Here is an 18402-nt window from a genome sequence, read left to right as displayed (position 1 = left end):
ATGAATTTTTCCCGCTTCTTCGTGGACAAGCCGATTTTCGCGGCTGTCCTTTCCATCATCATATTCGTGGCCGGGCTGATCTCGATCTTCAAGCTGCCCATCTCCGAATACCCTGACGTGGTGCCGCCTTCGGTGGTGGTGCGCGCTCAGTATCCCGGCGCCAACCCCAAGGTGATCGCTGAAACCGTGGCCGCGCCGCTGGAAGAGCAGATCAACGGCGTCGAGCACATGCTGTATATGACCTCGCAGAACACCTCGGACGGTGCGCTGATGCTGACCGTGACGTTCAAGATCGGCACCAATGTGGAGCAGGCTGAAACCGCGGTGCAGAACCGCGTGCAGCGCGCGCTGCCGCGCCTGCCGGAAGAGGTGCGCCAGATCGGTGTGACTACCGTGAAAAGCTCGCCCAACCTGACCATGGTGGTGCACCTGGTGTCGCCGGACGGCCGTTACGACGACCTGTACCTGCGCAACTACGGCGTGCTGAATGTGAAGGACCAGCTGGCCCGTATCCAGGGCATGGGCGAGGTCAACTTCTTCGGTTCGGGCGACTACGCCATGCGCATCTGGCTCGACCCGCAGAAAGTGGCCGGCCGCGGCATGACCGCGGGCGACGTGGTAGGCGCCATCCGCGAGCAGAACGTGCAGGTGGCAGCCGGTGTCGTGGGCCAGGCGCCCGCCAAGGGCAGCGAGTTCCAGCTGACCGTGAACACCCAGGGCCGTCTCAGCTCCGTCGAGGAATTTGGCGAGATCATCGTCAAGACCAATGCCGACGGCGCGTTGACGCGTCTGAAGGATGTGGCCCGCATCGAGCTGGGCTCCAACAATTACGCCCTGCGCTCACTGCTGAACAACAAATCAGCCGTGGCAATCGGCATCTTTGAAGCACCGAACGCCAATGCGCTGCAGCTGTCGTCCGACGTGCGCGCCAAAATGCAGGAACTGTCCAAGGACTTCCCTGAAGGCGTGAAATTCGACATCGTGTACGACCCGACCCAGTTCGTGCGCGAATCGATCAAGGCCGTGATCCATACCCTGCTCGAAGCCATCGCCCTGGTGGTGATCGTGGTGATCATCTTCCTGCAGACCTGGCGCGCATCGGTGATTCCGCTGCTGGCCGTGCCGGTGTCCATCGTCGGTACTTTCGCGGTGATGATGGCCTGCGGCTTCTCGATCAACACGCTGTCGCTGTTCGGCCTGGTGCTGGCCATCGGTATCGTGGTCGACGACGCCATCGTGGTGGTGGAGAACGTGGAGCGCAATATCGAGAATGGCTTGTCGCCGCGCGATGCGACGATCCAGGCCATGAAAGAGGTGAGCGGTCCGATTATCGCCATCGCCCTGGTGCTGTGCGCCGTGTTCGTGCCGATCGCCTTCGTGTCCGGCCTGTCCGGCCAGTTCTACCGCCAGTTCGCGCTGACCATCGCCATTTCGACCGTGATCTCGGCCTTCAGCTCCCTGACGCTGGCGCCGGCCCTGTCGGCAACGCTGCTGAAAGCGCACGGCGCGCCGCCGGATGCGCTGACCCGCTTCATGAACAAGATCTTCGGCCGCTTCTTCGCCTGGTTCAACCGTTTCTTCAACCGTTCCTCGCACAGCTACGAAACCGGCGTGCAGGGCGTGCTGAAGCGCAAATCGGCTTCGGTGCTGGTGTACCTGGTGCTGGCTGTCGCGGCAGCCTTCATGTTCAAGGTGGTACCGGCCGGCTTCGTGCCAGCGCAGGACAAGCAGTACCTGGTGGGCTTCGCCCAGCTGCCTGACGCCGCCTCGCTGGAACGCACCGAGGCCGTGATCCGCAAGATGTCCGACATCGCCAAGGATATTCCCGGCGTGGACGCTTCGGTGGCCTTCCCTGGCCTGTCGATCAACGGCTTCACCAATGCGCCGAACGCCGGTATCGTCTTCGTCACGCTGAAACCATTCGATCAGCGCAAGTCGAAGAGCGAGTCGGGCGAGGCCATCGCGGCCGAGATCAATAAGCGCATGGGCGCCGTGCAGGACGCCTTCGTGATGGTCTTCCCGCCGCCGCCGGTCAGTGGCCTGGGCACCATCGGCGGCTTCAAGATGATGATCGAGGACCGCGACAATCTGGGCTTCGACGAGCTGTATAAGGCGGTGCAGGCGATGCAGATGAAGGGTTGGCAAGACCCACGCTTGCAAGGCGTGTTCTCCAGCTTCCAGATCAATGTGCCGCAGCTGTTCGCCGATGTGGACCGCGCCAAGGCCAAGCAGCTGGGCGTGCCGCTGGCGACCATCTACCAGACCTTGCAGATCAACCTGGGTTCGATGTACGTCAACGATTTCAACCAGTTTGGCCGTACCTACCAGGTGCGCGTGCAGGCCGATGCGCCTTACCGTTCGCAGGCCGACCAGATCGCGCTGCTGAAAGTCCGCAATGACAAGGGCGAGATGATTCCCCTGTCCTCGCTGATGCGCGTCAAGGACAGCTATGGCCCGGATCGCGTGCAGCGTTATAACAACTACGTCGCGGCCGATATGAACGGCGCGCCAGGCCTGGGCATGTCGTCCGGCCAGGCCCAGGCCGTGCTGGAGCAGATCGCCAAAGAGACTCTGCCGAAAGGCATCTCTTACGAATGGACCGAGCTGACCTACCAGGACATCTTGTCCGGCAATACGATGAAGTATGTGTTCCCGCTGTGCGTGCTGCTGGTGTTCCTGGTGCTGGCCGCGCAGTACGAGAGCTGGACCCTGCCGCTGGCGGTGATCCTGATCGTGCCGATGTCCATCCTGTGCGCCCTGGTAGGCGTCAAGCTGACCGGCGGCGACAATAATGTGTTCACCCAGATCGCGCTGTTCGTGCTGGTGGGCCTGGCGTCGAAGAATGCGATTCTGATCGTGGAATTCGCCCGCGAGCTGGAAGAGCATGGCCGCACCGTGGTGCAAGCCGCGCTGGAAGCCTGCCGTCTGCGTCTGCGTCCGATTCTGATGACGTCGATCGCCTTCATCATGGGCGTGGTGCCGCTGGTGTTCTCGGTCGGCGCCGGCGCCGAAATGCGCCACGCGATGGGTGTGGCGGTGTTCGCCGGCATGCTGGGCGTGACCTTCTTCGGTCTGTTCCTGACGCCTGTGTTCTATGTCCTGCTGCGTACCCTGGCCAAGCGCCTGGAGAAAAAATCGCCGGCGGCCGAAACCGCCGCCGTCAAACTGGAAGGAACGCACTAATGAAATTGCACATGATTGCAAAAGGCGTGGCGCCGCTGATGGCCGCGCTGCTGCTGTCGGCTTGCGCGACGCCTGAGTTCAAGCAGCCGCAGATCGACACGCCAGCCGCCTTCAAGGAGTCGCAGATTCCGGCGGCCAACGAAGTGAAAACCGCGGCCGACGGCACGCGCTGGAAGCAGGCGCAGCCCGCCGAGCAGCAGGCGCGCGGCGAATGGTGGCTGGCATTCAACGATACGGCCCTGAATGAGCTGATCGCCGAAGCCACCAAGGCCAACGCCAACCTGGCCGTGGCGGCCGCCCGCGTCAAGCAGGCGCGCGCCATCGCCGGCGTGGCCGAGGCCGACCGCATTCCGCAGATCGGCGTCGGCGTGGGCGCCCAGCGCAGCCGCCCGTCGGCGCTGGAGGCGGGCCGTCCGCAAGGCACGGATATGCCGCTGCAAACCAGCTATTCGGCCAAGCTGACCGCCAGCTACGAGGTCGACCTGTTCGGCCGCGTTTCCGCCAATGTGTCGGCGGCGCGCAACGATGCCGCCGGCGTGGAAGCGAATTACCGCTCCGTGCTGCTGGCGCTGCAGGCCGACGTGGCGCAGACCTATTTCCGTCTGCGCGCCACCGACGCCGAGCTGGCGACCGTGGAACAGACCGTGCGCCTGCGCGAAGAGAGCGTGAAGGTGAACCAGCGCCGCTTCGACCTGGGCGATATCGGCGAGTTCGACCTGTCGCGCGCCAAGACCGAGCTGGCCACCACGCGCGCCGAAGCGATCGGCCTGCAACGCCAGCGCGTGACCACCGAGCATGCCCTGGCGGTCCTGCTGGGCAAGCCGGCGGCTGCGTATTCGGCGGGCGTGAGCCCGCTGCAAGATTCGGTCAGGCTGCCGGCCATCCCGGCTGGCCTGCCGTCCTCACTGCTGGAGCGCCGCCCCGACATCGTCGCGGCCCAGCGTGCGATGGAGGCGGCCAACGCCCGCATCGGCGTGGCGCGCAGCGCCATGTTCCCGGTGCTGAACATCAGCGCCAATGGCGGCGGCGCGGCGGAGCACTTCTCCGACGTGTTCAAGTGGAGCACCCGTTCCTGGGTGCTGGGCGCGCTGATGTCCATGCCGCTGATCGACGGTGGCCGCAACCGCAACAATGTGGTGCGCAGCGAAGCGGCGCTGGAAGAATCGGTCGCCAGTTACCGCCAGAGCGTGCTGACCGCCTTCGCCGAGGTGGAAGACAATCTGGCCGGCCTGCGCATCCTGTCCGGCCAGACCGCCCAGCTGGACGAGGCGGTGGTGTCGGCGCGCCGTTCCGCCGACCTGGCGCAGAAGCTGTACGACGCCGGCCGCTCCAGCTATCTGGACCTGCTGGACGCGCAGCGCAACCTGGCGGCCGTGGAGCGCAGCGCCGTGCAATTGCGCGGCAACCGCGCCGTCACCACGGTGGCCCTGGTGCGGGCCCTGGGCGGCGGCTGGGACAAGCCGGCAAGCAATGCGCAGGCGAGCAACTGAAGTAGGTAGCTGATGTAGATGAAGGCGGCGGCTCCCCGGCCGCCGCTTACCGGAATTGATTTGCCCTTTACGGCGGCCTCCCCAGGCCGCCGTTTTTTTATGATTGGCGCGGCTGTTGTTGCTTATGTGAAACAGTATTTTCCGTCCCACTTGCACAGCAAGCCTGTGCCGGGCTAGGATGGTCTGGCGGGAGAGAGCGTATGAAAAGATTAATGCCCTGGATGCTGGCTGTGGTGCTTGCCGGCGTCACGATGTTGGCCGGCGCGCAGGACCATGAACGCGGCACGGCCGATGAGGCGGTGGCCCTGGTGAAAAAAGCCATCGCGTATTACAAGCTGCATGGGCGCGACAAGGTCGCCGCTGAAGTCAATTTGCGCACGCCGCTGCTGCGCGAGAAGGACTTATATGTTTTCATCATGCCGCTCGACGAAGGGCCGGTGATTGCGCATGGCGGTAATGCGAAGCTGGTGGGTAAGCGGCTATACGATTTGCGCGATCTCGACGGCGTGGGCTTCATGCAGAAATTCCGCGATGTCGCCAACAGCAAGGACGGCAAGGGCTGGGTCGACTACCGCTGGCCCAACACCCTGAGCGGCAAGATCGAACCGAAGAGCACTTATGTGGAAAGGGTGGGCGATCTGTACTTCGCCAGCGGCATCTACAAGCCCGTCAAATAAGCAGCCCGAAGAAGCAAAAACCCGCGAAGTGCTTCGCGGGTTTTTTTGTTTTCACAAGCGTATTTTTATTGTTGATTATTTGGCTGCTTTGGCCTTGCTTTTCTTGGCATGCTTGTGTTTAGCCTTGGTGTGCTTGGCAGCGTGAGGAGCTGTGGCAGCTTGCGCTTCAGGAGCCGTAGCGGCTGCCGGAGCAGGAGCCTGTGCGAAAGCGGCGGTAGCGAACAGGGTTGCGATCAGGGTTGCGATAGCTTTCTTCATGGCGTAGTCCTATATAAGGTGATGTTAGTGATGCACTGGTGTGTCTCACGGCTTAAAAAACGCAGCCGCTCGCATGGCGGTTGACAGCCCAGTGCATTATTTTCGCTTGATACACAACGCGTTTGCGGCATGCCGGATGTTGTGGAAAAGCCCGCGCCGCGGCGCAGGCTTTCAGGACAGAAGCGGGACGGGATTACTTGGCGGGAGCGGCGGCTGGCTTCTGCTCGGCCTTGGCTTCAGGCTTGGCGGCTTTGGCGTCGGCCTTGGCTACCTTGGCATCGGCTTTGGCTTCGGTCTTGGCCACTTTGGCATCGGCCTTCACTTCGGTTTTCTGTTCCTTGGAGTCGGATTTCACCTCGGTTTTCACGTCCTTCGATTCAGCGGCGGCCTTCTCGCCTTTTTCGGCCTTGTGCGCCTTGGCGTGCTTGACGTGGCCTTCGGCTTTCGGTTCGGCCTTGACTTCAGCTTTGACGGCGGGAGCGGCCGGGGTGGAAGCGGCAGGCGCCGGAGCTTGTGCGAAAGCAGCGGAAGCGAACAGACCAGCGATCAGGGTTGCGATGACTTTTTTCATTTGAAGCTCCATGTTTGGGTTTATCTATCCGGTGCACCAGTGTGTGCCCTTGAGCTGAAAACGCGGCCTTGGCTGAGCCAGTTGACGGCTTTTACAAGCGCTTACAAGTCCGCTAATCTGCTTACATTTGTCCGCTCTGTGTTAGCTGGCGTACCGTGCTGCGCGCGGCACGCCGCTACAGTGCCAGCATGAAGGACTCCCTGAAGACCTATAAAGCCAAGCGCGATTTCTCCATCACGCCGGAACCGGCCGAAGGCGGCGCGCAAGGGGAGGCGTTGAGCTTCGTCATCCAGAAGCATTGGGCCAGCCGTCTGCACTACGACTTCCGCCTGGAGCTGGACGGCAGCATGAAAAGCTGGGCTGTCCCCAAAGGTCCAAGCTACGACACGCACGACAAGCGCATGGCCGTGCATGTGGAAGATCATCCGATTTCCTACAACGATTTTGAAGGCACCATTCCGCCCAAACAATATGGCGCGGGCAAGGTCATCATCTGGGACAAGGGCAGCTGGCATCCGCTCGGCGACCCGCGGCAGGGCTACCGCCAGGGCAATCTGAAGTTCGAGTTGCGCGGCCATAAGATGCATGGGCGCTGGGTGCTGGTGCGCATGAAGGGGCGCGGCGAGAAGCAGGAACCCTGGTTGCTCATCAAGGAAAACGACGAGTATGCGCGGCCGGCCGCGGAATTCAGCGTAGTCGATGAGATGCCGGACAGCGTCAAAGACCTGGACCCGCCGTCGCCCACCGAGGAGAAGGCGGCGCCGCGCACCGCCGAGCTGCCCGCCGAGCTGAGTCCCCAACTGGCGACGCTGGTGGATGCGCCGCCCGCCGAGCCGGAGCCATGGCTGTTTGAAGTCAAATATGACGGCTACCGCCTGCTGGCCCGCATCGATGGCCGCAAGATCCGGCTGATGACCCGCAACGGCAATGACTGGACGCACAAGCTGGAGCCGCTGCGCGCGGAACTGGCGTCGATGAAACTGCCGGCGGGCTGGTATGACGGCGAAATCGTCGTCCATAACGAAAACGGCTTGCCCGATTTCGGCCTGCTGCAGCAGGCTTTCGATGGCGAACGCGCGGACCGCATCGTCTACTTCCTGTTCGACGTTCCCTACTTGAATGGCTATGACCTGCGCCATCTGCCGTTTGAGCAGCGCCGCGAACTGCTGCAAACCGTGCTGGAAAAAATCCGCTCGGACAAGGTGCGCCTGAGCGCGATACTCGATGCGAAAGCCGACGACATCGTGAGCGCGGCCTGCAGGCTGGGGCTGGAGGGCGTGATCGGCAAGCGGCGCGACGCGCCCTATGTGTCGCGCCGTTCGGCCGACTGGATCAAGCTTAAATGCGGGCAGCGCCAGGAATTCGTGGTCGGCGGCTATACCGATCCGCGCGGCTCGCGCACCGGCATCGGTTCTCTGCTGCTCGGCTACTTCGACGAGGAAGGCAAGCTGCATTATGCCGGCAATGTAGGCAGCGGCTTCAACGAAAGCTCGCTGCGCGAACTGACGGCCAGGCTGAAAAAGCTGCACGCCGCCGATAGTCCCTTCGCCCCCAGCCGCAGCATCGAAAAGAAAGCGCATTGGATCAAGCCCACGCTGGTGGCTGAGGTCAGCTTTGGCGAATGGACGCGCAGCGGATCGGTGCGCCACGCCGTATTCCAGGGACTGCGCGGCGACAAGAAGGCCAGCGCCATCCGGCGCGAGCGTCCGGCGCATACGGAGGATATCGTGCAAGACAAGCCGCAGACCAAGGCGCAGACCGCGCGAGGGGAGGGCGGCGCATCCGCCGCGTTGCATAGCAAGCTGCCGGCGTCGCTCAAGATCAGCAATCCAGAGCGCGTGATCGATGCCGCCAGCGGCAGCAGCAAGATCGACCTGGTGCGCTACTACGCCCTGGTGGCGCCGCTGATACTGGAACATCTGAAAGGCCGTCCGGTGGCCCTGGTGCGCGCGCCGGCCGGCGTGGGCGGGGAGCTGTTCTTCCAGAAGCATGTCGAAAGCGGCAAGCTGTCCGGCGTCAAGTCGCTGCCGCAGGAGCTGGACCCGGAGCACGCGCCGATGCTGGAAGTGGCCACCGTGCAAGGCTTGCTGGAATCGGCGCAGTGGAATGTGGTCGAATTCCATACCCAGAATGCGCTGGGCCGGAACTACGAAAAGCCCAACCGCATGGTGTTCGACCTTGACCCCGGCAAGGGCGTGGCATGGCCGCAGATGCAGGAAGCGGCACAGTTGCTGCACGCCTTCCTCGACGAGCTGGATCTGCAAGCCTTCCTCAAAACCAGCGGCGGCAAGGGCTTGCACGCGGTGGTGCCGATCAAGCCGTACTACGACTGGGATACGGTCAAGGCCTTCAGCAAAGCCATCGTCGAGCATATGGCGCAGACGCTGCCCGATCGTTTCGCCCTCAAGAGCGGGCCGAAAAACCGCGTCGGCAAAATCTTCATCGACTATCTGCGCAATGGCCGCGGCGCGACCACCGTGTGCGCCTGGTCCGCGCGCAGCCGTCCAGGACTGGGCATTTCCGTGCCTTGCGGCTGGGGCGAGCTGGCGGCCTTGCATGGCGCCGACCAGTGGACCATCCATAACGTCCATACGCGGCTGGACCAGGGCAACACGCCCTGGTCCGGGTATGGCGAGGGCGCGCGCGGCATCGCTCCGGCCATGAAGGCGCTGGGCTTTAAGCCTTAGCCGTCTGCGCGCTGTAGCTGGTCATCAGGTTGCGGTAGTCCGGAATATGGGCCGCGAACAGGGCGCCCAGGCCTTCGATATCGTTGCGCCAGTCGCGGTGCAGTTCGCCGGCCGCACCGAACCAGCTCATGAGCTGCGCGCCGGCGCGGCTCATGCGGTCCCACGCTGCTTGGCGGGTGATCTCGTCGAAGGTGCCGGAGGCGTCGGTGATGACGAAGACTTCGAAGCCCGCTTCCAACGCCGACAGCACAGGGAAGGCCACGCACACTTCCGTCACGACGCCGGCGATGATCAGTTGCCTCTTGCCGGTGGCTTTCACGGCCTTCACGAATGCTTCGTTGTCCCAGGCGTTGATATTGCCGGGGCGCGCGATATACGGCGCATCCGGGAACATCGCTTTCAACTCCGGCATCAGCGGGCCATTCGGGCCGTTTTCGAAGCTGGTGGTCAGGATGGTCGGCAGCTTGAAGTACTTGGCCATATCGGCCAGGGCCAGCACATTGTTCTTGAATTTGTCCGGGCCGATGTCGCGCACCAGCGACAGCAGGCCAGCTTGATGGTCGACCAGCAGGACGGCGGCATCGTTTTTGTCCAGGCGGATGTAGGGTTTGCTCATATTATTCTCCAGGTATGACGTGCGCAGCCACCTGGCTGCGCTCCGATGCAAGACAGAATAAGGCTGGGAGAAAGTAGCCGGTAGATAGTAAAATTTGGTTTCAGTGTTCCATTGTTAGAACGATAAGCGGCATGCAGCAAGATTTAAATGACCTGTACTACTTTGTGCAGGTGGTGGACAACGGCGGTTTCGCCCCGGCGGGCCGGGTATTGGGCATTCCGAAGTCGAAACTGAGCCGGCGCATCGCGCTGCTGGAAGAGCGCCTGAACGTGCGGCTCCTGCAGCGTTCCACGCGCAGCTTCGCCGTCACCGAGTTGGGACAAGCTTACTACTGCCGCTGCAAAGCCATGCTGGTGGAGGCCGATTCCGCGCAGGCGCTGATCGAAGCGAGCCACGCCCAGCCTTGCGGCACGGTCAGGCTGTCCTGTCCCATCGGCCTGCTGCATGCGAAGGTGGACCGGATGCTTGCCGAATTCGCGGTCCTGTATCCGGGCGTGAGCATTCAGCTGCATGGCATGAACCGCGTGGCCGACGTGATCGGCGAAGGCCTGGACCTGGCCTTGCGCGTGCGCCCGCTGCCGCTCAACGATACCAGCGGCCTGACCATGCGTACCCTAACTTATGCATCGCAAGTCCTGGTGGCCAGCCCGCAGCTGGTGGAGCGCATGGGCATGCCCACCGCGCCGGCCGATCTGGCGGACTGGCCCAGCCTGGCCAACGGCGTGCCGATGGACGGCCATGCGTGGAGTCTGCAGGGACCGGACGGCGCGCAGACCATCCAGCGCCATAGCCCCAAATTCGTGACGACCGATATGACCACCTTGCGCCATCTCGCCGTGGCCGGCGTCGGTCTGGTGCATCTGCCCTCGATGATGGTGCGCTCCGAGCTCGACGCCGGGCGGCTGCTGCGGCTCTTGCCCGAGTGGGCGCCGAGCCGCGAAATCATTTATGCCGCCTTTCCTTCTCGGCGGGGGCTGATCCCGTCCGTGCGCGCCTTGCTCGACTTTCTGGCGGAGCGCTTTGCCGCGAGCGGCGAGGACTGACGGGCGGCGCGGCTTCTTCCTCGTCTTCATCTTCTTCCGCCTTGCCGCCTTTGGCGCTCAGGCTCTGCTTGAGCAAGGCCACCAGATCGACCACATTGCTGGCAGGCGCCGCGGCGCCTTCCTTGGACGGCATGGTGATGGTCTTGGTCTGCTTGGCCTTGACTTTCTTTTTCACCAGGGCCAGCACATCCTCCCTGTAGGTATCGCGATACTGCTCGGGCGCCCACGGCTCGCACATGCCCTCCACCAGCGACAGGGCCATTTTCAATTCCTTGTCGCTGATGCCGGCCGCCTTCATGCCGCTGGCGGGCAGCTTCAGATCGTCGGCATCCTGGATTTCCTCGGCATAGCGCAAGGTATTCATCATGATGCTGTCGCCCGCCGCCACCAGCGCGCACAGATGCTGGCGCACGCGGATCACCACCGTGGCGACGGCGATCTTGCCGGCCTTGCGCAGGGTTTCGCGCAGCAGGGCATAGACCTTGTCGCCGCCGCGCCCGGGCGAGAGATAGTAGGGCGTCTCGTAGTAGATCAGCGGCACCTCGCTGGAATCGACGAAGGCCAGGATATCGATGGTCTGCGTGGCCTTCACATTGGCCTGGCGCAGGTCTTCCTCCGACAGCACCACATACTCGCCGTCCTGGTACTCGTAGCCTTTGACGATGTTTTCCCAGCTGACTTCTTTGCCATTGCCCTTGTTGTAGCGCTTGAAGCCGACCGGCGAAAAATCGCGCTTGTCCAGCATGGTCAGATCGAGGTCGTGCTCGCGCACGGCCGTGTGCATCTCGACCGGGATATGCACCAGGCCAAAGCTGATGGCCCCTTTCCACAGTGCGCGCGCCATGGCCTTACTCGCCCACGCTGCCCGTCACCGGCAGCACGATGCCGCTGATATAGCTGGAGCAGCAGGGCGCGGCGAGGAAGACGTAAGCCGGCGACAGCTCTTCCGGCTGGGCCGGGCGGCGCATATCGGTGTCGGCGCCGAACTGCGCGATCTTCTCCCCGGTCTGGTCGGCCGGATTGAGCGGCGTCCATACGGGGCCGGGCGCCACGGCGTTCACGCGGATGCCCTGCTCCATCAGGTTCGATGCGAGCGACATGGTGAAGGCATGGATCGCGCCCTTGGTGGCGGAATAGTCGAGCAGATGGCCCGAGCCGCGCAAGGCCACCACCGAACCGGTATTGATGATGGCGCTGCCGCGCTTCAGATGGGGCAGGGCGGCCTTGGCCATATGGAAGTAGCCATAGATATTGGTCTTCATGGTCAGGTCGAAGCGCTCTTCGGACAGCTCTTCCAGCCTGGCCGCATGTTCCTGGAAGGCCGCGTTATTGACCAGGATATCGAGCCGGCCGAACTCGCGCAGCGTGCTGTCCACGGCCTGGCGGCAGAACGCCATCTCGCGCACGTCGCCCGGCAGCAGCAGGCAGCGCTGGCCTTCCGCTTCCACGCAGCGGCGCGTGGTTTCGGCATCTTCCTGCTCTTCCGCCAGATAGACCAGGGCCACGTCGGCGCCTTCGCGCGCATACAGCACCGCCACCGCGCGGCCGATGCCGGAATCGCCGCCGGTAATGATGGCCGCCATGCCATGCAGCTTGCCGCTGCCGCAGTAAGAGGGCGCCTGGAATTGCGGCTTGAGCGCCATCCCGGCCTCGATGCCGGGTTTTTCCAGATGCTGTTGCGGCAGCGGCGGAGCGGGAAAATCGTGGTGGCCGGCCTGCACCGGCGCGCGCTGCTGCTGTTGGCCGTTCCCGGCCTGGTCGCGCCCATCCTGCTGCCGCTGGATGTCGCGCTGCTGATTGCCGGCCTGCGTGGCCGGCGGCTGCTTGCTGGTGGCCATGCTGCTCTCCTTGCTCGCACAAGACCCCAGTATTGGCAGGCCGAGCGTTGCAGACGGTGCGCGCACGCACATAAAACCGATGTAGTTGACACAAATAATATTGTTGTTCGTGAACTTTGTGGCACACTTAAAATAAGCCACACCAAGCCACACCAAGGCAAGCGAACAATAGCAAAAAGTACATAGTCGCAGGGAGACAAAAATGGTTGCAGATACGCCGGGACGCCCCACCCGATTTGGCCTGTTCCTGAATCCGTCCGGCGAGCGGCGGGCCGACTTCCAGAGCTGCTGCGGCGAGCAGTTCGACCGCCTGACTTTGGCCGACAGCGTGCATGCGGCGCGCGAACAGCTGGAACGCCACCGCATCGATCTGCTGATCATCGATCTGAACGGCTACGACAGTGCCAACAGCCACGATTTGGCCGCCATCGCAGGGCTGGTGCGCGGGCGCGTGGGCGAGCCGGTGCTGCTGCTCTGCCCCTACACCAACACCGCCTGGATTCCCGAGCTGATGGCCAGCGGACCCCTGCAATACCGCATCTGCCCCATCCTTAATGAGGAATTGGCGCAAACCATCGAACAGACCCTGACCCCGCCGCTCGACCCGCAAGCCCAGATGCAGCAACAGCTGCTGGACAAGGAACGCGAGTTGCGCGACCTGCTCACCATCCAGCGCAGCCTGCAGCGCGCCCTGACTGGCGCCGAGGACGTGAGCGCGATGGCCGCGCAAATCTGCCTGGCCCTGTGCAGCTTCCCCGGCGTGCGCCACACCGCGCTGCTGCACATGAAGGAGCACGGCAATCTGCAACTGGTGGCGCAGGAAGCGCGCAACCACCTCGACCTGGCGCGCCTGATGCAGCGCCACAACCGCCTGCTCGAATCGCCGCTGAATCAGATCTTCCCGCCGCTGCTGGCTGTCAGCACGGGAGAGCTGGTCCTGCTCGACGCGCCCGAAAAAGCCGGCGACCCGGAGCTGGCCGTCAGCCTGCATGACCGCGACGTGCGCATGGTGCTGGCCCTGCCGCTGCGCAGCGAACCGGAAGGCCCGGTGCTCGGCTCCGTATGCCTGATGTTCGACCGCCTGATCCAGTTCTCGCGCGAACAATTCGCCTGCTTCGCCAGCCTGGCCCAGTTCATCGCCTTCGGCCTCGCCATGAGCGAGCTGCGTCAGCAAAACGACGCCCTGGCCGGCAAGCTGACCCAGATCGCCATCAACGACGCCCTGACCGGCGCCAGCAACCGGCGCCAGGGCGAAACCCTGCTCGACCAGGAAATCCGCCGCGCCCGCAGATACGGGCTGCCGCTGGCCCTGATCTCCTTCGACATCGACAACTTCCGCTCGGTGAACGACCTTTACGGCTACCCGATAGGCGACCAGGCCCTGCGCGTGGTCGCGCAAACCGTGCGCACCCGCCTGCGCAGCTCCGACGTGCTGGCCCGCATGCGCGGCGAAGAATTTCTCATCCTCGCCACCCACACCGTCGCCATCGACGCCCTCAAGCTGGCCGAAAAGCTGCGCGAAACCATCGCCGGCACCGAGCTGCCCGGCTGCGACACCGTCACCATCAGTCTGGCCGTCGCCCAGGTCGCGCCGGAGGAAGGCGGCCAATCCGCCCTCGACAGGCTGGACGCCGCCCTGCACCGCGCCAAGCGCGCCGGCCGCAACTGCGTCGAACTCGCCATGGCCAGCTAAGTCCGCTCCGCCTTTGCGCCAAACCAAACAATGTCCCACCCTGGTGTCAGGCACTAAGGTAGGACATTCTTTGATCTAAATCAGCAAATGTCTGACTCTGGTGCCTGACACCAGGGTTGGACATTATTTGATCGAAATTAAATATGGTGGGGATCGTGGTAGGCTTGCGCTTTGTCTTTTTGGGCTGGGTGGTATTGCATGCTGGGTTGGTTGAGGGGCTATCGGCGCGCGGCGCTGGCGGGGGATGTGAGCGCCGGCCTGGTGGTGGCGATGATGATGATCCCGCAGGGGATGGCTTATGCGCTGGTGGCGGGCTTGCCGCCAGTGGCGGGTATTTATGCGAGCATTTTGCCGCCTGTCGTGTATGCGCTTTTCGGCAGCAGCATGACGCAGTCGGTGGGGCCGATGGCGATCGTGTCGCTGATGACGGCGGCGGCCATCGCGCCTTTGGCGGCGGCCGGTTCGGCCTTGTATGCGGTGCTGGCGGCGCAACTGGCGCTGGTGGCCGGGGCGGTGCTGATTTTGTGCGGCTTGCTGCGCCTGGGCTTCCTGGCGAATTTCTTTTCGCGGCCGGTGATGAGCGGCTTTACCGTCGGTTCGGCCATCGTCATCGCGATGGGGCAGGTGCATCCGCTGCTGGGGGCCGATTTCCCGCATTGGCACGGGCCTAGCGCCGCCATGGGACTGGCTTCCCTGCTGTTTCTGGTGCTGGCGCGGCGCTGGGGCGCGGCGCTGCTGCGCGCCTGCGGCATGCGGGCCAGCATGGCGGATACCGGCTCCAAACTGGCGCCCATGCTGCTGGTGATCGTGTCGATTGTCCTGCTGGCGCTCTTCGATCTGCGCGCGCATGGCATCGCAACCACGGGCAGCGTGCCGGCCGGCCTGCCGCAATTGAATCTGGCGACGTCCTCCGCGCATTGGGGGACCTTGCTGAAGCCGGGCCTTCTGATCGGCTTTATCATTTTCCTTATCAGCATGTCGGCGGCGCAGACGCTGGCCTTGAAGCGCAACGAGAAGCTGGTCAGCAACCAGGAGCTGCTCGGCCTGGGCGCGGCGAATGCGGCCAGCATGCTGTCGGGCGGCTTCCCGGTCACGGGCAGCATTTCGCGGTCGGCCGTCAATTTCGCGGCCGGGGCGAATACGCCGCTGGCGAGCATCCTCACGGCCGGCCTGCTGGCCCTTGCCCTGATCGCGCCCACCGGCTGGCTGGCGCTGCTGCCGCTGCCGGTGCTGGCAGCCACCATCATCGTGGCGGTGCTGGGCATGCTGGAACTCGATACCCTGCGCACCGCCTGGCGCTACGACCGCGTGGACGCGCTGGCCTGGCTGGTGACGGGCGTCGGCGTGCTGCTGCTGGGCGTGGAGGCGGGCGTGGTGGTGGGCGTGATGCTGTCGATGGCGGCCCTGATCTGGCGCGCCAGCCGTCCGCATATCGCGGTGCTGGGCCGTATCGCCGGCAGCGAACATTTCCGCAATATCGAACGCTATTCGGCCGAGACCCAGCCCGGCATGCTGGTGCTGCGCATCGACGCCAATCTCTTCTTCGGCAATGTCGAGGCGGTCACCTACCGCGTGGAAGAGGAGCTGGCCGCCCACCCCACGGCGCGCGCGCTGGTGCTGGTGATGTCGGCCGTGAGTTCGGTCGACACCACGGCCTTGTTCGGCCTGATGGAGTTGAATCAAAGCCTGAAGCGGCGCGGCATCGGCCTGCATCTGGCGGAAGTGAAAGGTCCGGTGATGGACCGCTTAAGAGACAGCCAATTGCTCGATCTGTTGAACGGCAAGGTGTTCCTCAGTACGGCCATGGCTTGCGATCATCTGCAAAACAATAAGGGAGACGTATGAGAGATTTCAGCGCGGCGCTTGCCTGCATCCTGCTGGCCGCCAGCACTTCCAGCGTGGCCAGCGCCCCGCTCCATGCCGACGCCCGCTTCAAGGCGCTCTACACGCAGGAGTGGAAATGGCGCCAGAGCCAGCAGCTGGAAGACGAGGAGGACGACGATAACGGCATCAGCCCGCGCCTGCCGCGCGTCGATCCCGCCACCCAGCAGGCGCGCCAGCGCTATTGGGAGGGCGTGCTGAAAGGCCTGGACGCCATCCCCGCCGCCAAGCTGTCCGCCGCTGAACGCATCAACTACGCCGTCTACCGCGCCCAGATCGCGGCCTTGCTGGCCAACCAGCGCTTCCGCGAATACGAGAAGCCGCTGAACGCGGATTCCTCCTTCTGGTCGAATCTGGCGGGCGAGGCGCGCAAGAGTTTCCGCACGGCCGAGGATTACCGCAACTACGTGGCCCAGCTGAACGATGTGCCGCGCTACTTCCGCGAAGAGATGGCGAATATGCGGGCCGGCCTGAAACGCGGCTTCACGCCGCCGCGCGTGACCCTGCAGGGCCGCGACGCCTCGCTTACCGCCGTCACCGCGGCCAAGCTGGAAGACGTGGCGTTCTACCAGCCGTTCAAGGACATGCCAGCCATTATTCCGGCCGAGGAGCAGGCCAGCCTGCGCGCCGCGGGTCTGAAGGCCATCCGCGAAGCGGTGGTGCCGGCCCACGCCGAGCTGCTCGACTTCATGCGCAAGGAGTATGTGCCGCAGGCGACCGAGGCGCTGGCCGCGCATAGCCTGCCGGACGGACCAGCCTACTACCAATCCAAGATCGTCGAATACACCACCACCGCGCTGAGCGCCGAGCAGATCCACCAGATCGGCCTGGCGGAAATGGCGAAGATCCGCGCCGAGATGCATGAGGTGATGCAGCAGGTCGAGTTCAAGGGCGACCTGCCGGCCTTCCTGCAATTCCTGCGCAGCGATCCGCGCTTCTACGCCAAGACGCCGGACGAGCTGCTGATGCGCGCCGCCTGGATCGCCAAGAAGTTCGACGCCAAGGCCGACCAGTATTTCGGCCATCTGCCGCGCCGTCGCTTCGCCATCATCCCGGTGCCGCCGGAGCAGGCGCCGTACTACACCTCGGGGCGCGGCGGTCCCGGCGTGTATCTGGTGAACACCTATAACCTGCCTTCGCGCGCGCTTTACAGCCTGCCCGCGCTGACCCTGCACGAGTCGGCGCCGGGCCACGCCTTCCAGATGCCGCTGGCGCTGGAGCAGGGCGGCCGCCCGGATTTCCGCAAGGCCTATATCTCGGCTTACGGCGAGGGCTGGGCGCTGTATTCGGAACGCCTGGGCACGGAGATGGGCATCTATGAAACGCCGTATGAAGTCTTCGGCATGCTCAGTTACCAGGCCTGGCGCGCTTCGCGCCTGGTGGTCGATACCGGCATCCACGCCAAGGGGTGGACGCGCCAGCAGGCGCAGGACTATCTGATGCAGAACACGGCCCTCTCGTCGCACGAGGTGGAAACGGAGGTGGACCGCTATATCTCCTGGCCGGGCCAGGCCCTGTCCTACTATCTGGGCGAGATGGCGATCATCGAGGCGCGCAAGAAAGCCGAGGCGGCGCTGGGCAAGAAGTTCGATATCCGCGCCTTCCACGACACGGTGCTGCATCTGGGTTCGGTGCCGCTGCCGGTGCTGCAGGCGCGCATCGACAGCTTCATCGCCGACGGCGGCAAGAGTCCGTATCCCAAGCAGGCGCGGTAAACGCAAAAGCGGCGCAGAATCCTGCGCCGCTTTTTCTTTGCCGCCCGCCTTTAGTCGCGCGGTTTCTCGCGCCGTTCGCCCAGCAGGATGGGCGCCATGTCTTTCGGGTGCAGGCCCAGATGGCCTTCAAAGCCGGCGCGGATGGCCGCCATGTCCTGCTCCTTGTCGCCCGTCAGGTACACATGGTCGACCAGGCTCAATATCTTGTTCGGGTAATCCATGTAGACCAGGCAAAGCGGCACCTTCGCCTCCAGCGCCAGGTGGTAGAAGCCGCTCTTCCAGTGCGGACGGTAGCCGCGCGTGCCTTCCGGCGTGATGCCGACCCAGTACCAGTCGGCCGCGTGCATGCGCTGTGCCTGGCTTTTGATCATGCCGTTCGGCGCGCTGCGGTCGACCGGCTCGCCACCGAGGCGGCGGAACCAGCTGCCCAGGACAGGGATGCGGAACAGCGAGTCCTTGGCCAGCCAGCGGAACGGCAGATCCAGCGCCCACTTGCCGAACAGGCCCACGAAAAAGTCCCAGTTCGAGGTGTGCGGGTAGATCACGGCGATGCCGCGCGGGCCAGGCAGGGGGCGGTACCGGAGCTGCCAGCCAAAGAACATGAGTACGCGCAGCGACACTCGTTGCTTCCAAGTTGGCAGTTTCTCAGGCTGTAGCCTATAGTTATTCATAACTTTCTCCATATCGCATCTTGTTCCATGCAGTTTATGCAGTATTGACAAGACGGCATTTCACTTGCTGAAAATCCGG

General features: G+C 63.9%; 14 protein-coding genes. 8 read left to right on the top strand and 6 right to left on the bottom strand.

Annotated features, from left to right (window positions below):
- The 3 genes from FHS03_RS05995 (at window position 1) to FHS03_RS05985 (ending at window position 5350) form a co-directional block, all read left to right on the top strand.
- Complete coding sequence (locus FHS03_RS05995; RefSeq protein ID WP_183440132.1) at window positions 1–3183, top strand: efflux RND transporter permease subunit; 3183 nt, start codon at window positions 1–3, stop codon at window positions 3181–3183.
- Window positions 3183–4673, top strand: a complete 1491-nt coding sequence (locus FHS03_RS05990; protein WP_183440131.1) for an efflux transporter outer membrane subunit — start codon at window positions 3183–3185, stop codon at window positions 4671–4673. Before FHS03_RS05995 ends, FHS03_RS05990 begins: the two co-directional genes overlap by 1 nt.
- A gap of 200 nt (window positions 4674–4873) precedes the next feature.
- Complete coding sequence (locus FHS03_RS05985; protein ID WP_183440130.1) at window positions 4874–5350, top strand: cache domain-containing protein; 477 nt, start codon at window positions 4874–4876, stop codon at window positions 5348–5350.
- Window positions 5351–5425: 75 nt separating this feature from the next.
- Here the strand turns inward: FHS03_RS05985 and FHS03_RS05980 are convergent, their stop codons facing one another.
- Window positions 5426–5608 carry a hypothetical protein gene (locus tag FHS03_RS05980; protein ID WP_183440129.1) on the bottom strand — a complete coding sequence of 61 codons (183 nt, stop codon included), beginning with the start codon at window positions 5606–5608 and terminating at the stop codon, window positions 5426–5428.
- Window positions 5609–5801: 193 nt separating this feature from the next.
- Window positions 5802–6179: a hypothetical protein gene (locus FHS03_RS05975; protein ID WP_183440128.1), complete on the bottom strand. Its 378-nt coding sequence runs from the start codon at window positions 6177–6179 to the stop codon at window positions 5802–5804.
- A 188-nt stretch (window positions 6180–6367) separates the two neighbouring features.
- On the opposite strand from FHS03_RS05975, the gene ligD reads away from it, so the two are divergent.
- Window positions 6368–8866, top strand: coding sequence for a DNA ligase D (gene ligD, locus FHS03_RS05970; RefSeq protein WP_183440127.1), 2499 nt, complete (start codon window positions 6368–6370; stop codon window positions 8864–8866).
- Here the strand turns inward: ligD and ycaC are convergent.
- Window positions 8856–9482, bottom strand: a complete 627-nt coding sequence (gene ycaC, locus FHS03_RS05965) for an isochorismate family cysteine hydrolase YcaC (RefSeq protein ID WP_183440126.1) — start codon at window positions 9480–9482, stop codon at window positions 8856–8858. The genes ligD and ycaC overlap by 11 nt on opposite strands.
- A gap of 131 nt (window positions 9483–9613) precedes the next feature.
- On the opposite strand from ycaC, the gene FHS03_RS05960 reads away from it, so the two are divergent.
- Window positions 9614–10525, top strand: a complete 912-nt coding sequence (locus FHS03_RS05960) for a LysR family transcriptional regulator (protein ID WP_183440125.1) — start codon at window positions 9614–9616, stop codon at window positions 10523–10525.
- Here the strand turns inward: FHS03_RS05960 and ku are convergent.
- Both ku and FHS03_RS05950 read right to left on the bottom strand, forming a co-directional pair.
- Window positions 10425–11369, bottom strand: coding sequence for a non-homologous end joining protein Ku (gene ku, locus FHS03_RS05955; protein ID WP_183440124.1), 945 nt, complete (start codon window positions 11367–11369; stop codon window positions 10425–10427). The genes FHS03_RS05960 and ku overlap by 101 nt on opposite strands.
- A 4-nt stretch (window positions 11370–11373) precedes the next feature.
- Window positions 11374–12363 carry an SDR family oxidoreductase gene (locus tag FHS03_RS05950; protein WP_183440123.1) on the bottom strand — a complete coding sequence of 330 codons (990 nt, stop codon included), beginning with the start codon at window positions 12361–12363 and terminating at the stop codon, window positions 11374–11376.
- A gap of 202 nt (window positions 12364–12565) precedes the next feature.
- Here FHS03_RS05950 and FHS03_RS05945 point away from each other — a divergent pair, with 202 nt between their 5' ends.
- The 3 genes from FHS03_RS05945 to FHS03_RS05935 all read left to right on the top strand — a co-directional run bounded on the left by FHS03_RS05945 (window position 12566) and on the right by FHS03_RS05935 (window position 17652).
- A complete protein-coding gene (locus tag FHS03_RS05945; protein WP_183440122.1) occupies window positions 12566–14056 on the top strand; it encodes a GGDEF domain-containing protein in 1491 nt (496 codons plus the stop codon).
- A gap of 198 nt (window positions 14057–14254) precedes the next feature.
- Entirely contained in the window at window positions 14255–15901 is a 1647-nt protein-coding gene (locus tag FHS03_RS05940) for a SulP family inorganic anion transporter (RefSeq protein WP_183440121.1), read from the top strand.
- Window positions 15898–17652 (top strand): DUF885 domain-containing protein, encoded by a 1755-nt coding sequence (locus FHS03_RS05935; protein WP_183440120.1) that lies wholly within the window; start codon window positions 15898–15900, stop codon window positions 17650–17652. Before FHS03_RS05940 ends, FHS03_RS05935 begins: the two co-directional genes overlap by 4 nt.
- Before the next feature lie 50 nt (window positions 17653–17702).
- On the opposite strand, the gene FHS03_RS05930 is transcribed toward FHS03_RS05935, so the two are convergent.
- Window positions 17703–18272, bottom strand: coding sequence for a 1-acyl-sn-glycerol-3-phosphate acyltransferase (locus FHS03_RS05930; protein WP_371871604.1), 570 nt, complete (start codon window positions 18270–18272; stop codon window positions 17703–17705).
- Window positions 18273–18402: the final 130 nt, after the last annotated feature.

This window comes from Pseudoduganella violacea, from assembly GCF_014191875.1.
In the GTDB taxonomy this organism is placed as follows: Bacteria; Pseudomonadota; Gammaproteobacteria; order Burkholderiales; family Burkholderiaceae_D; genus Rugamonas; species Rugamonas violacea_A.
This window is presented reverse-complemented; position numbering and strand designations above follow the sequence as displayed.

Bases quoted from the DNA above. Each gene is read 5' to 3' on its own strand.
- FHS03_RS05945 (WP_183440122.1), top strand. From the start codon at position 12,566: ATGGTTGCAGATACGCCGGGACGCCCCACCCGATTTGGCCTGTTCCTG.
- FHS03_RS05935 (WP_183440120.1), top strand. From the start codon at position 15,898: ATGAGAGATTTCAGCGCGGCGCTTGCCTGCATCCTGCTGGCCGCCAGC.
- FHS03_RS05950 (WP_183440123.1), bottom strand. From the start codon at position 12,363: ATGGCCACCAGCAAGCAGCCGCCGGCCACGCAGGCCGGCAATCAGCAG.
- ku (WP_183440124.1), bottom strand. From the start codon at position 11,369: ATGGCGCGCGCACTGTGGAAAGGGGCCATCAGCTTTGGCCTGGTGCAT.
- FHS03_RS05975 (WP_183440128.1), bottom strand. From the start codon at position 6,179: ATGAAAAAAGTCATCGCAACCCTGATCGCTGGTCTGTTCGCTTCCGCT.
- ycaC (WP_183440126.1), bottom strand. From the start codon at position 9,482: ATGAGCAAACCCTACATCCGCCTGGACAAAAACGATGCCGCCGTCCTG.
- ligD (WP_183440127.1), top strand. From the start codon at position 6,368: ATGAAGGACTCCCTGAAGACCTATAAAGCCAAGCGCGATTTCTCCATC.
- FHS03_RS05960 (WP_183440125.1), top strand. From the start codon at position 9,614: ATGCAGCAAGATTTAAATGACCTGTACTACTTTGTGCAGGTGGTGGAC.
- FHS03_RS05995 (WP_183440132.1), top strand. From the start codon at position 1: ATGAATTTTTCCCGCTTCTTCGTGGACAAGCCGATTTTCGCGGCTGTC.
- FHS03_RS05980 (WP_183440129.1), bottom strand. From the start codon at position 5,608: ATGAAGAAAGCTATCGCAACCCTGATCGCAACCCTGTTCGCTACCGCC.
- FHS03_RS05940 (WP_183440121.1), top strand. From the start codon at position 14,255: ATGCTGGGTTGGTTGAGGGGCTATCGGCGCGCGGCGCTGGCGGGGGAT.
- FHS03_RS05985 (WP_183440130.1), top strand. From the start codon at position 4,874: ATGAAAAGATTAATGCCCTGGATGCTGGCTGTGGTGCTTGCCGGCGTC.
- FHS03_RS05990 (WP_183440131.1), top strand. From the start codon at position 3,183: ATGAAATTGCACATGATTGCAAAAGGCGTGGCGCCGCTGATGGCCGCG.